Annotated in this window: 9 protein-coding genes; 4 read left to right on the forward strand and 5 right to left on the reverse strand. The window is 67.5% G+C overall.

Annotation, left to right across the window (positions count from 1 at the left end; genetic code table 11):
• Window positions 1-13 precede the first annotated feature (13 nt).
• From ACWIGU_RS27935 to ACWIGU_RS27945, 3 genes are read right to left on the reverse strand one after another with little or no spacing between them, the layout of a single operon-like run.
• Window positions 14-724: a TSUP family transporter gene (locus ACWIGU_RS27935; RefSeq protein WP_454404443.1), complete on the reverse strand. Its 711-nt coding sequence runs from the start codon at window positions 722-724 to the stop codon at window positions 14-16.
• On the reverse strand, window positions 721-2139 hold the full coding sequence (locus ACWIGU_RS27940; protein ID WP_454404444.1) for an amidohydrolase family protein: 1419 nt from the start codon (window positions 2137-2139) through the stop codon (window positions 721-723). The genes ACWIGU_RS27935 and ACWIGU_RS27940 overlap by 4 nt, the downstream gene beginning before the upstream one ends.
• Entirely contained in the window at window positions 2136-3764 is a 1629-nt protein-coding gene (locus ACWIGU_RS27945; protein WP_454404445.1) for a solute carrier family 23 protein, read from the reverse strand. Before ACWIGU_RS27945 ends, ACWIGU_RS27940 begins: the two co-directional genes overlap by 4 nt.
• A gap of 578 nt (window positions 3765-4342) precedes the next feature.
• Here ACWIGU_RS27945 and ACWIGU_RS27950 point away from each other — a divergent pair.
• The gene (locus ACWIGU_RS27950; RefSeq protein WP_454404446.1) at window positions 4343-5296 is read left to right on the forward strand and encodes a magnesium transporter CorA family protein; all 954 of its coding nucleotides are present in this window, start codon (window positions 4343-4345) and stop codon (window positions 5294-5296) included.
• A gap of 345 nt (window positions 5297-5641) precedes the next feature.
• On the forward strand, window positions 5642-6007 hold the full coding sequence (locus ACWIGU_RS27955) for a hypothetical protein (protein WP_454404447.1): 366 nt from the start codon (window positions 5642-5644) through the stop codon (window positions 6005-6007).
• 213 nt (window positions 6008-6220) lie between these two features.
• Here ACWIGU_RS27955 and ACWIGU_RS27960 read toward each other — a convergent pair whose 3' ends face one another.
• Together ACWIGU_RS27960 and ACWIGU_RS27965 are read right to left on the reverse strand one after the other, a co-directional pair.
• The gene (locus ACWIGU_RS27960; RefSeq protein WP_454404448.1) at window positions 6221-7057 is read right to left on the reverse strand and encodes a PIG-L deacetylase family protein; all 837 of its coding nucleotides are present in this window, start codon (window positions 7055-7057) and stop codon (window positions 6221-6223) included.
• A gap of 679 nt (window positions 7058-7736) precedes the next feature.
• Window positions 7737-8303 carry a hypothetical protein gene (locus ACWIGU_RS27965; RefSeq protein WP_454404449.1) on the reverse strand — a complete coding sequence of 189 codons (567 nt, stop codon included), beginning with the start codon at window positions 8301-8303 and terminating at the stop codon, window positions 7737-7739.
• Between the two features lie 942 nt (window positions 8304-9245).
• Between ACWIGU_RS27965 and ACWIGU_RS27970 the strand changes: the two genes are divergently transcribed.
• Window positions 9246-11252, forward strand: a complete 2007-nt coding sequence (locus tag ACWIGU_RS27970) for a TerD family protein (protein ID WP_454404585.1) — start codon at window positions 9246-9248, stop codon at window positions 11250-11252.
• Between the two features lie 756 nt (window positions 11253-12008).
• Window positions 12009-12773: a hypothetical protein gene (locus tag ACWIGU_RS27975; RefSeq protein WP_454404450.1), complete on the forward strand. Its 765-nt coding sequence runs from the start codon at window positions 12009-12011 to the stop codon at window positions 12771-12773.
• Window positions 12774-12874 lie beyond the last annotated feature (101 nt).

Consider the following 12874-nt stretch of genomic DNA (forward strand, 5'->3'; position numbering starts at 1 on the left):
GGCCCCGACTCGTTCAGGCCCCGAGCATCAGGACGAGCCCGGAGACCAACGCGAAGACCAGCACGAACAGACGCATCCTGCGGGCGTCCAGACGGTGGTGCACGAGGCGGCTGAGCCACGCGCCGGCAGCGATCGCGGGCAGCAGCGCCGCTGCCTGGCCGAGCTCGATGACCTGCGCTTTCCCTGTCGCGAACAGCAGCGCCAGGGAGGCGACTTCCCCGATGAGGAAGCACGCGGCGACCGTGGAGCGCAGTTCGGCGGGCGGCCGGTGCTGGTAGACCAGCGCGAGCGGAGGCCCGCCGACGCCGGTCGCGGTCTCGGTCAGCCCGGTCACCGCGCCCGCGCCGACGTACGCGGCCCGCCCGGGCGTGAACGCGGGCACGGTCAGGCTCGCGACGGCCGCGAGCACTGTGGCACCGCCCACGAACAGGCCGAGGCTGCGTTCCGGGATCAGCCAGAGCACCGCGAGACCGGCCGGGGTGGCGGCGAGCCGCGCCCCGGTGATCCAGCCCGCGCCGCGCAGGTCGAGCGAGGATCGTTCGCGCCATGCGACGTACAGGTTGAGCGGGATCATCGAGGCGAGGACGAAGACCGGGACCAGGCCGGGATCGAGGATTCCGGCGACGGGCGCGACGATCAGCGCGAAGCCCAGTCCGCTGCTGCCCTGGACGAAGGCGGCGATGGCCACCGTCAGGGCAAGGGCCGCCAGTGTCTGTGTGCTCACAGCGCCGTGCTCCGTTCCTGTGACCGGGTCAGTGCCCGTGATGCCATGGAGGTGGGGTGCACCCGGGTGACATTCGCCCTGGCGACGGCGGCGCGGGCGAGTTCGACCGCCCGTCTCACCAGCTCGGACCCGTCCCAGCCGACCGGCCGACCCTGCCACATACGCAGCCGCCCGGCGACGAAGACTGCGGCGATCTGGTCCCGGTTGCCGCGTCGCACGAGTTCCCACGGCAGGTCCCAGGAGAGCGCGAGCTCCGGGGTGTCGACGTTGACGAGGAGGAAGTCGGCCGCCATGCCCTGGGCGACGGTGCCGGTGCGGGCGCCGAGCCCGACGGCATCCGCGCCGCCCCGGTTGGCGCGCTCCAGCCACGTCCAGCCCGCACCGCACGACGAGTCACCGGTCGTCAGACCGTACGCGAGGCGCTGCGCGAACTCGGCGGCCTCCGCGAGCCGGAAGCCGTCGCCGCGGGTGCCGTCGGTGCCGAGCCCGAAGCGGATGCCACGCTCGGCCATGGCGGTCGCGGGCGCCACCGCGTTGCCCTTCCACGCGCTGGCGACGGGGTTGTAGCTGACGGCGGTTCCTGTGTCGGCGAGCAGGGTCAGCTCGCGCGGGGTGAGCATCGTGGCGTGCGCGGCGAGCAGTTGGGGTCCGAGCGCGCCGACGCGGTGCAGGTGTTCGAGGGGCCGCAGCCCGTGTCGTACGAGGGAACGTTCCACGCCGGCGAGGTGTTCGTTGACGTGAATCTGGACGACGGCCCCGGCCTCGGCGGCGAGGCGGGCGGTGGCGTGCAGGGTGCGTTCGGTTGCCGCCTCGGGGATGGAGACGGCCAGGGAAGGATGGACGAGCGGGTCGCCGTCATAGCGGGCGAGGTGCTTTTCGGCGTGCTCGACCACGGCCGGGGGGTCCGTCGCGTCGTCGTGGTCCGCGTCGTTGCAGACGAGTCCGAGGACGCAGCGGATTCCGGCGTCGCGCGCGGCGGACGCGACCACGTCGACGTCGACGCCGGCGCGCGTGCCGGCGTCGGTGACGGTGGTGAATCCGCCGCGCAGTGCTTCGAGGGTGGCCAGCTTGGCCGCGGTGTAGGCCGATTCCTCGTCCAGCGCGCCTTCCAGGGGTACCCAGACCCGGCGGAAGATCTCGGAGGGTTCCCCGAAGGCGAGTGCGGAGCCGAAGCTCTGGGTGAGGTGGTGGTGGGCGTCGACGAATCCGGGCATCAGCAGGTGGCCGGGCAGCCGTACGGTCGTCAACTGCGGGTGCGCACGCTCCAGTTCGTCCGCGGGTCCGACGGCTTCGAAGCGACCGTCGTCGATCGTGACGGCCCAGCCGTCGGCGGGGCCTTCGGGCAGCAGGACCGCGTCCGGTACGAGTAGGAGCGGGCCGGGGCCGGCGAGGATATCGGGATCGGACTGGTTCATCGGTCGCCTTCTGAGCGCGCGGTGGTCAGACGGGCGGCGACGCCTGGCCTGACATGGTGGAAGAGGATGTTGAGAACGGCGGCGGTGAACGTGCCGACGGCGACGCCGCTTTCGAGGAGGATGCGGACGTTCGGCGGGAACGCCCCGTACACGCCGGGGACGAGGATGGGCAGGAGCCCCAGTGCGAGGGCGACGGCGCATATGAAGGTGCTGGTGTGCTTGTCGAGGTCGGAGCGGCCGAGCATCTGGATGCCGAGCACGGTGATGACGGCGAAGACGACCATGGCGGTGCCGCCGACGACTGCGGTGGGGATCACGCTGATCGCACGGGTGACGGGTGCGAGGAACCCGATGATGATGAGTACGACTCCGGCCGCGGCGGTGACGAACCGGCTGCGGACGCCGGTGACGCGGACGATGCCGATGTTCTCCCCACTGGTGACCATGAGGGGCAGGCCGAAGAATCCGCCGAAGAGCGAGGTGAGTGCGTCACCGCGGACGGTCTTCGGCACGTCGGTCCGCTTGTCGATCCTCTTGCCGACGGCCTCGGCGTTGATGACGGTCTGACCGGTGGCCTCCGCCATGGAGGCCAGGCTGTAGAGCATCAGCGGCAGGGCGGCGACGAGGTTGAACTCGGGTGAGCCGAAGGGCATCAGATGCGGCAGGTTCACCAGCGCGCCGCCCGTGGCACCTGCGCCGTCGATCGCGCCGACCGCGGCGGCGAGCGCGGTGCCGGCGAACAGGCCGAGCATGACGGCCAGTTGGCGCAGGATGCCGGTGAAGAGCAGGTAGAAGACGACGGTGAACCCGATCGTCGCCATGCCGAGACCGAGGTTGGTGGGATTCGCGAAGCCGGGCGAGCCGGGCCGTCCCGTGACGAGGACCGCGCCGACCTTCACCAGGTTGACGCCGACGATGACGATCATCGTGCCGATGACCAGGGCGGGAAAGTACGCGAGCAGCCGGGAGAAGACCGGCAGCACGACGAAGGAGAACACCGCCGTCAGGACCACCGCACCGGTGGCTATGCGCACGCCGTGCTGCTGGGAGATCGCGAGGAACAGGATGAGCGGAGCCCCGCCCGGCAGCATCACGAAGGGCAGCCGCGGCCCGAACTTCCAGGGCCCGAGCGACTGGATCAGCGATCCCACGCCGGAGAGCACGAAGGCCGCCGAGAGCAGATCGACGGTGAGACCGGCGCTGAGCCCGAGGGTGGCGCTCATCAGGAAGATCGCCGAGATGGGGGTGGCGGCCATCACGAGGACGTGCTGGATCCCGAAGAGCAGGATCCGCCCGAGCGGACGCGACTCGTCCACGGGGTGCACGCCGGGTGGGGCGCCTTTGCCGGCCGAGGACCCGGTGGTGTCGGGACGGGCACTCTCGGGATGGGGGCGCTCATCCGGGTCGACTGTCTGCGTGAGCTGGGAGTTGACGGACTCGGAGGTGCCGGAGATGCCGGAGGTCCTGGAGGTCCTGGAGGTGTCGGAGATCTCGGAAGGATGGGCGGAGGGATGGATGGTGGGCTCGGAGGGATGGGCGGTGGGCTCGTCTGCCGGGTGCGTGGTCGCAGGACCGGTGGCCGGCGGTTGGCCGGCCGGTGGCCGGCTCTGGCGGGGACTGGACATGTTCGGGCTCCGTTCGGGCGTACGGGACGCTCGGATATCAGCCGCGATCCGGCCCTGGACGGAGAGCCAAATCGATTTGGCCAAATCGATTTGGCCGCCAGTATGGGAGCCCCCGGATCCACCGTCAAGAGTGGCTGCACCAAGGGGTTCCGGGATGGTCGGGGCGGTCGGCGGCACGCGGCCCGCGACCGTGGAGGGCGTTTCATGAGCCTTCGTCACCCGCTCCAAATGAACCCCAGGTCATGGACTCTCGGGTTGTTTGTTGTCCAGACCGGTGGACGGTGCGCGCCGCAACCGTCAGGAAACGGCTGGGACTTGCCGGGGCGGCCACGTGCGAAGGAAGATACTGAAGGCCGAGGACAGCAGCCGGTCCGGTGGACGGCTCTCACTCTGAGACCTTCGCTCCGCACGAAGCAGGGCAGGCCCCTCGTCTCCTCCTGCGAGTGATCTCGTCACCCTTCCGGTCCGCACGGTGCCGCACATGACGGTGTCCGAGTGCGGAGATACCGGACCGCGCTCACGCTGGGACCGTCGGAGTAGAACCAACGGTGAGGGCCATGATCGTAACGATGGTGTCAATGCCAGAGGCGACCGTCACCCGTACGGACATGGCTGAGGCGCGTGAGCGGCTCGCCGCGGCCCGCTTTCTGCTCGTCGACGTCGAGCTGCCGGAAGAAGCGCCGGCGGATGGCGAGTCTGTGGCCCGTCAGCTCGGGCTGGGGGCTGACGACCTGGCCTGGCTCGGCAGGAAGGACGAGCCCGCGCGGGCCGACTTCCTCGGGGACAGGGCCGGCTTCGTCGTGCCCGTGGTCCACGACGACCGGGTCGAGTACATCCACGCGCTGGTGACGGAGCAGTTCCTGGTCACCGTTCACCGTGGCCGGGCGGGTCTGGCGTCGAACATCTCTGCGCAGCTGCGGCACGAGAGGCCCCCCGATGTCGTGGCCGCGCTCTTCCTGCTGCTCCAGGAGGCGCTGGCGACCTTCCGCCGGGCCGCCGTGCAGGACCTGCTGCTGGTGGAGGAACTCGAGGACGACATGTTCCAGGAACGGCGTCCCGAGCAGGTCTACCGCCTGTCAAAACTGCGACGGCGCTCCGCCCTCCTGCACCACTCGCTGCTTCCCTACCTCCAGGTGGTGGACGAGGTCTTCACCCGCCGGATGCTGAACCCCAGCTTCCCGGAGGAACGGCAAAGGCTCGCCCAGGAGTTCCAGCACGCCGCGAGGCTGGTCCTGGCGAACATCGAGTCCCTTCAGGACGCCTCCCGTCGTGCTTTCGCCAGCTACTCCTCCCTTGCCGCGGGCGAGCAGAACGGCGTGATCAACCGGCTGGCCATCGTGTCGACGATTTTTCTGCCGTTGTCGTTCCTGACCGGATTCTTCGGTATGAACTTCACCTACCTGACCGACGAACTGGAGAGCAAGGTCGTCTTCTGGCTGCTCGCCGTGGGGCTTGAGGTGGCCGTCCTGTTCGTGGCCTTCTACGTACTGCACCGCACCCGCATCTGGCGGCGACTGCGGGACGAGGACTAGGACCGGGACTCGGCCGTCCGTCCGTCCGGTCATGTGGCTACCGGGGTTCATTTGCAGGGCATCGGCCGTCAGGCCGCTGGTGGCGGTACTGGCGGAGAGGTGGGTCGTAGGGGGCGCGAACTCGGCGGGATCGTGGGGTGCAGGTTCACCCTGGTGGACGGGGGAGCCACCCGTACGCGCGCGCGTGACGCCGACACGCCAGACGCCGGTTCCCGATTCAACGATTTTTCGCTACATAAGGCGCCTTCGATGGCGAGTCGGACGTAACGGTGCATTGCGGGCGTGAACATGGATATGTCCGACCCAGGCAGGCGCATTTGGCACCTGCCGTGAAAGGAGCATGGAATGCAGGTTTCCCGTTTTGCCGCCGCGCTGGGCGTCGCGGGCGCCATCTTGGTGGGCGGCGCCACTGGCGCCAGCGCCGCCGCCGTGCCTTCAGTGGTATCTCATGCCACGCACGACCGTGGTGACGACCACGGTGACGACTACGGGCGCGGCGACCACGACGGTCGCTGGGGTCACCACCGTGACGGCCGCTGGGGCCACCACCGCGACAGTCGCTGGGGCCACCACCGCGACGGCCGCTGGGGCCACCACCGCGACAGTCGCTGGGGCCACCACGGCGACAGTCGCTGGGGCCACGACCGCTACGACCGCTGGGGCCACGACCGCTACGACCACGACCGCTACGACCGCTACGACCACCGCTGACCGTCCTTGGGGGTGCCCTTCCGCTGTTGGGGAGGGCACCCCTTCCGCGTCCTGCGCATGCCTGCGGCCGCATAGACGTCCGCGGCTGGCCGAGATCTACGATCCGCTCGAATTCCGACCGCAGGGAGTCATGCCTGCGCCTACTCTCTAGATCATGGGGTGTCACTCCTCAGGAGTGGAGCGTCACCTAGTAGCGGCTCGCCGAGCGGCGGTTCACGTCACGACGGTGTACCGCTCGACATTCCACCCGATCGCGTCGTACACGGCGCGGAGCAGCAATCCATCCCCACGACCTGGGTGGGCGGCCACAAGCTTATCGAGCGGCAGCGTGCCTAGCCCCGGGGTGTAGTGGTCAAGGGCGGCGCGGCGGACTCCCGCCGCCTCAAGTGGCGCCTCGAATCGTGTGCGCTCCGTCGGCGTGATCCCTGTCATTCGCCCGGACCCGACAGCGATTCCGGGTAGGACGTCGGTCAACAGTGCATGCCCTCGGGCGATATCGTCAGGTAGCAGATAGGAGCCGATCGCTGGAGTGCGGCACGCATTGGCAGCGCACACCGTTGCGTGATGGATGAGGATGTGGTCCGGATGGCCCGTCAGGCCGTCACTCGCCACGGTGAGGACGATGTCCGGCCTGAGGTCCCGGATGTGAGGCATGAGCGCATCGGCCAGGTCGCCGGGGTCTGCAGACGTCAATGATTCGCGGGTCTTGCGTGAACCCGTATCGATCCAGCGGCCCTCATCGATCCAGCCCCACGAGGCTATGCCCAGCGTTGCGCACGACGCCGTGAGCCGACGTGCCCGGCGTCGCCTCGCTTCCTCCGCTGACAGGTCTTGAGAACCAGGTTCGGCGGCTTCTCCGCCGGAAGCGGTCCTGAGCACGACCCGGGCGCCGCGCTTGCTGAGGGCCGCGATGGCGACGCCATGGGCGTACACCTCATCGTCGGGGTGCGCTGTCACCACGAGAACGGTGTCTCCCCACCCCTCGTGAGGCTTCGTCAGGGTGGACGGGGACCTGCGGTCTTCCGCGGCGGCCCCTTGCGCTTCTGCCATGTGGGGAGGTTATGAGGCAACTTGCCGTCTGGCAGCTCTTTCCCCACCCCAACCCACCACCCTCCCCGGCTCCCATCCCGTCCGCCGTCGACCCACACGTTTGTGGAGGCGGGCGTGGTTCCTGGCGTCCAGGTGGAGCGCGCCACTGTACGAACGACCTCGACGCCATGGGGCGCGTCTGCTCGGCTCTGCCTGGGGCGACGGTGGACGGGACGGGCCCCACGCTCACCACGATGTGCCCGCGGCCGGGAACGGCGCCCCTCCCACCCGGTGCCGGCCGATCCCCCGCCGGAGGCATCGTCTGTGACCGGTGACCACGCTCGTCGGGTGCTCGCCTCATGACCTCCGGGCCTATCCACAGTGGGCGGCCGTCGGCGCAGCCGGGGCAACGCGGGCCGAAGGCAAGAGCGCAGCCCCGAGCGGCGCCGGAAAGCCCGCCCGGCGGAGCGGAGCGCAGCCGGGTGCTTGATGAAGTGGAGAAAGTTCCACCGCGCCACCGATTCGCAGACCGCCGACATCTGCCTTGTAAGGGCGGCCGTGACGTGCCTCGAGAGTGTCCAGCTCACGCCAGCTATACGAGCAATCAGGTCGGCGTCGCATCTCGACTGCGGCAAACCGCCCTTGACCGTGATTGACCGCCCGATGTGGCACGGCTGTGGCACGACTCCGCTCCTCTGCTTCAGCGTCGACGGTTCGAGCGCTCGCGGCGGCGCCCCAGTAGCCTCGCCTGCTCGCTCTTCAGGTGGGTGAACCGGTCGCGGGTGTATTCCCTTAGCTCCCGGCCAGGGAACGGTATGAGTGACAGGTGTTCTTCGTAGTTGCCCTCGGTCCACTGCGCGACGGTGATCTCGTATCCGGCGACATGCGCGCAGAGCTGGAGCAGGGCCGAGGGCATCTCCTCCTCGATGAGGAGATCGGCCTTGGTGACCACTACGTCCCGCATTGCCTGAACGTTGGGAATGAAGATGGTGGCGGCCCATGTGCGCCACCGGGCGAGCTCCTGCTCGGTGGGTGGTATGTCGTGGTGGAAGGGATCGCGGCCGTCGGGGCGGGCGTACGTCTCGGAGAAGGTGTCGTAGGCACGGCTGTTGGCTTCCATCAGCGCGAACAGAGGACCGTAGAAGTCGCTCAGCTGGACGTTGACCCGCGTCAGTCGGGCCTGCCTCTGCGCCAGTCGGAGTCCGTTGAGATAGGTCGCCAGGTAGCCGATGAACGCCAGCCCGACGGTCAAGATCACTGTCGCCATGAGAGGTGATGGTAGGCCCGCGCCAACCGGGTCATTGGTCCGGATCCCCTCGTGTGCCCCCGAACTCAAGGTCGGCGGAGTCTCGATGGGCACGCCAAGCACCTCACGGTGCGATCAGCAGCCGAAGAAGTTAAGGGCTGGGTGTCTGACCTGCGGCTGTGTGATCGATCAACGCTGGCGACCTGCGTCTTGGCAGTCGATGGTTGTCAGCCACGGACACCTTCGGATCCGTAGCTCTATGTGGAACGGTCGGCGGTGGTCCTACCGGTCGCACGATGGCCCCACGAGGATGCCAACGGACGTGATCGGTTGCTGAGGTTGCTGTACTTCGCTGCGGTACAGCAACCCTCCGGACAGGGTTGGGGGTCCGGACGAGTAAACCCACCTACAACACGTAATCACGGCCATCGCCGTGAACATCGAACGACTCAGCAGCCTGCCACCGACTGAGGAAACCCCTTCGCCGAGACCGCCCACCGCCTTCCAGACCTTCCTGGACCAACACGGCATTCCCCGGTCGAAGTCCTGGCGCACACTGGGCAGTTGACCTCGACTGCTTCAAGATCCCCAATCAGCGGCACACCCGGCCTGTCTCCTACAGCTTGACGATCCATAGAAGCTTCAGAGTCAAGCTTAGAAGAGACTGGGTGGCTGGGCGGCCTTCTGACCTGGGCATCTCGACGTTGACGATCTCTGCGCTCGCGAGCTTCGACATGCATTCGACGGGCCAAGTGATGACCACTTGCGCCATCTGTCTGTGAGCTGGCCCCGCGCAAGACTTCTCGCGAGCGAGCGGGTTCTGTTTTCCTAGACGAGCATCGCAACCCGGGAGCTAAGGTTCACTTCGTACAGCGGGATGTGCTGTACAGATTTCATGACGGACCGGGCTGCCCTGGGGAGGGCTCAGCACCGGCCGGTGCGCTGGGGGGCGACATGCTGGAAATGGTCAAGGGAGCCAACACCGGGCTCGCTTCTCTGAGTGAGGACGCAGGCTCCGTGGTCCTGAGCCTCGCCTGGTGTAGTGCGACGGGGGACGGAGACGCAGATGTTTCCGTGCTGCTGTTGGACGCCAACGGCAAGGTGCGCAACGACGCGGACTTCTTGTTCTACAACAACCCGGCCGCAGCTGATGGCAGTGTGCAGCTCCTGGGCAAGACACCGACCGCCGATGGGAGCGAGGATCGAATCAGCCTCGACCTGACTGCAATGCCATCGGGCGTGGAGCGCGTTGTTGTGGCAGCGAGCCGTTACCGCGATGCGCGGTTCGGTGATCTGGACGATCTGCGGATAACGATCGCCGACAATACGGGTGAGGCTCTCCTCGGGTTCTCCATCACCGATGCCGGAGTGGAGAGTGCGTTCATCTTCGGTGAGCTGTACCGACGGGGCGAGGAATGGAAATTCCGCGCCGTCGGCCAGGGGTACGAGACCGGGCTGGCAGGTCTGGCTACGGACTTCGGTATCGATGTGGACGACGCCTCCGAGGAAGAGGCTGAGGAACCCCTGGGGGGCACGGAGACGTCCGCGGTGGTTGTCGAGGCTCCGGCCGAAAGTCCGGTGACCGTACCAGCACAGGCGGCGGCGCCTGAGGAAGCTGCCGCGAGGCCACGGCGTCCCCGTACTGCCAAGAAGAAGGTCACTATCCCCCAGACGGCCCAGAAGTCGCTCGCCGAGACTGACGCGTGGCGGCAGGCTCGGCTCTTCCCGGCTTCGTCCCTGAAAAATGACCGAGAGCGGGAGACACGGGCGACATCGGTACTGCTCTCGGTGATGGCCCAGGTACCGGAGTTCGGACGCAGGCTCACTGCCGCCTTCGGGGCTCCTGCCGGCCGAATGCAGACCTTCACCGAGGTCTCGCTACCGCACGGGGACACGCCCAAGCGCCCAGACGGCGTTGTCCGCGTCGAACGTGCGGGAAAGTTGTGGACCGCCCTGGTCGAGACGAAAACCAACGGCAATCCGCTGAAGCCCGAGCAAGTGCAGGACTACATGGACATCGCCGCCCGTCGCGGCTACGAGGCCGTGATCACACTGTCCAACGACGTGGCCCTCGAAGGCAGGCCGCTCGTCGACGTCAAGATCGATGGACGGCGCAAGCACAAGGTCACGCTGTGGCACCTGTCCTGGGCGGAGGTCACTCACCAGGCACAGATGCTGATCCGCCACGAGGGCGTCGGCAACGCTGCCCACGCGTGGCTGCTTCACGAGTTGTTGCATTATCTCCAGCACGACAACTCCGGCTGTCACGGCTTCCAGAACATGGGTTCTGCATGGGTTCCGGTACGCAAAGGCATCGAGGAAGAGACGCTCTGCCAAGGCGATCAGCGTGCCGTAGAGGTGGCCGAGAGCTGGGAACGACTCGTGCGCCAAGTCTGCTTGAGGCTGGGCGGGGAACTGGGACAGAAGGTTCTTCCTGTCCATCAGCGCGCCAAGCGCGGCACTGATCCCCAGGCCCGCCGTGTCGCACTCGCCGACAGTTTCTGCAATGACGGCCGCCTGAACGCCGAGATCCGCATCGATGGCACGCCGGGCATCATCGCCCTTGCCGCGGACCTGCGTACGGGCAAGCTGCGCACCTCGATCGAGGTACCGGCGCCAGAGCAGGGATACCCCCTCACCTGGGCCAAGCGCCTCATCCGCCAGCTCGCCGAAGCACCCGCTGACCTTCACATCGAGACCCTCGTCCGGGGCGAAGGTGGAGGGCCGCGCGGCACCCTGGAACGTCTGCGCCCCGAACCGGCCGACATCCTTCCGAAGGACAGCTCCCAGATCACTGGCTTTCGCCTATCCCTCCTTAAGGGCATGGGCAGCGCCCGTGGCAACGCCGAGTCCGGCTTCATCCGCAGCGTTGACGACGCCGTGGACCGCTTCTACGCCAACGTCGTCGCACATCTAGAAAGCCGCCAGGCTCGCGCACCGCGGCCTGTGGCGGCAGCTACGACGGGATGACACGAGTGGCCCAAGTAGGCCCTGGGGGTGTCGACTCCCAGGGCTTGGGTTCGGTCTCTTGTGCGGGAGTCGGCAGGGGTCGACATCCGCATTAGGAGTTCGATCCCGCCCCTGCGTGACTGCGGTCCAACCTGCGCGCGGGTGCCATTGCCGGGCCCTGCCGTATGGCGCCGTCCGGGCTCGTTGATGTCAGCGTTGGATGTCAGCGGAACAGTTGCGGCACGGGGCAGAGTTCCCATGGCCCGTCCGGTCGGTCGGCCCAGCGCCACCAGACGTCGGTCGGCGCACTTCCACAGCGACCGACAGGTCCGCCGGCCATCGGCCTCCCGCTCGGAGAGCACGAGGCCACCAGACCGCATGGGCTGGCCGCACTCAGGGCAGGCCGGAACGCCGTCGCTCACACAATGCACCTTAGCGACGCGGCTGCTTCGTGCCGAAGCAACTGGGGATGCTCGCTGCCCTTGGGTTGCTGCGCCTGTAACCGGCGCTGATGGTCCGCTGACGTCCACGGTTGTTCGTGGTTGTGCGTCGCGGTTGTCACGCAGTTAGACACTGACCGCTACTACTGTCTGTGTGAGGACCTAAAGGTTGTCCCGTAAATGATCTTCGACCGGTGTCGACCGCCTCGTGCGAGGCGAAGATCGCCTGATGCCCGATCGTGATCCAAGGGTGTACAACCCCGTGCGGATCCCAACTGTCTGAAGGGCGCCGGAGGATGAGCCTCCGGCGCTCTTCCGTACGGAGATCGGGGATCAGGTGGGGAAGAAGGTCTGGAGAGCTGTCGTGGCCGGTGGCGCGGCGGTGGTGTTCACGGCCATGGCCGCGGGACCGGCCGGGGCGGCCGAGGGCGGGGTCTCGTTCACCCGTGTCCAGGTGAACGGCGGCAAGTCGATCGTGATTGGGGTGTCGAACGAGGTCGCGGTGCCCGCATCCTTCCGGATGGCGACCACACACCAGTGGAAGTGGCCGGCGGTGTTCCTGTACCGCGGCAAGACGAGTGAGCGGCTGTGGCACGCGATCGAGACGAGCGACTGCATCAAGGTGAGCTCGGGCGTCTGTGACTTCAACGAGACGATGTACTTCGACCCGAGCGAGTGGGAGATGCGCAACAGCGAGGCCGGAGCGTGGAAGGTCGCGGCCGAGGTCTCCTTCCAGGGCGGCGGCGGTGACACCGATGACGAGGGCCTCACGGCCTACGTCAAGCGCAACTCCCGCCTGACCGTGAACGCCTCGCCCGAGCCGGTTGCCAAGGGCAAGACCATCACCGTTACCGGCAAGGTCACGCGGGCCAACTGGGAGACCAGGAAGTACGTCTCCTATGAAGGCCGCCTGGTGACCCTGCAGTTCAAGCCCACCGGCGCCACCTCCTACACCACGGTGAAGAAGGCATACGCGAACGGCTCGGGTGATCTCAGGACGACCGTGAAGGCATCCCAGACCGGTACCTGGCGCTGGGCGTACTACGGCAACACCACTACCGGGCCGTCGACTTCGGCCGGCGACAACGTCGTAGTGAAGTGAGTTCCCTGGACTGCCTCGCGATCTACTCGGCACAGCTACAGGACAACCTTCAGAAGTCATCTCAATTGGTAAGTGCGCCTCCGTACGTGAGGGTCAGGATG

The organism is Streptomyces sp. NPDC055400 (assembly GCF_053644375.1).

What these genes read in the sequence shown, in the direction of transcription:
- ACWIGU_RS27940 (WP_454404444.1), bottom strand. Translation starts at nt 2,139, where the DNA reads ATGAACCAGTCCGATCCCGATATCCTCGCCGGCCCCGGCCCGCTCCTA.
- ACWIGU_RS27945 (WP_454404445.1), bottom strand. Translation starts at nt 3,764, where the DNA reads ATGTCCAGTCCCCGCCAGAGCCGGCCACCGGCCGGCCAACCGCCGGCC.
- ACWIGU_RS27950 (WP_454404446.1), top strand. Translation starts at nt 4,343, where the DNA reads ATGCCAGAGGCGACCGTCACCCGTACGGACATGGCTGAGGCGCGTGAG.
- ACWIGU_RS27955 (WP_454404447.1), top strand. Translation starts at nt 5,642, where the DNA reads ATGCAGGTTTCCCGTTTTGCCGCCGCGCTGGGCGTCGCGGGCGCCATC.
- ACWIGU_RS27960 (WP_454404448.1), bottom strand. Translation starts at nt 7,057, where the DNA reads ATGGCAGAAGCGCAAGGGGCCGCCGCGGAAGACCGCAGGTCCCCGTCC.
- ACWIGU_RS27965 (WP_454404449.1), bottom strand. Translation starts at nt 8,303, where the DNA reads ATGGCGACAGTGATCTTGACCGTCGGGCTGGCGTTCATCGGCTACCTG.
- ACWIGU_RS27970 (WP_454404585.1), top strand. Translation starts at nt 9,246, where the DNA reads ATGGTCAAGGGAGCCAACACCGGGCTCGCTTCTCTGAGTGAGGACGCA.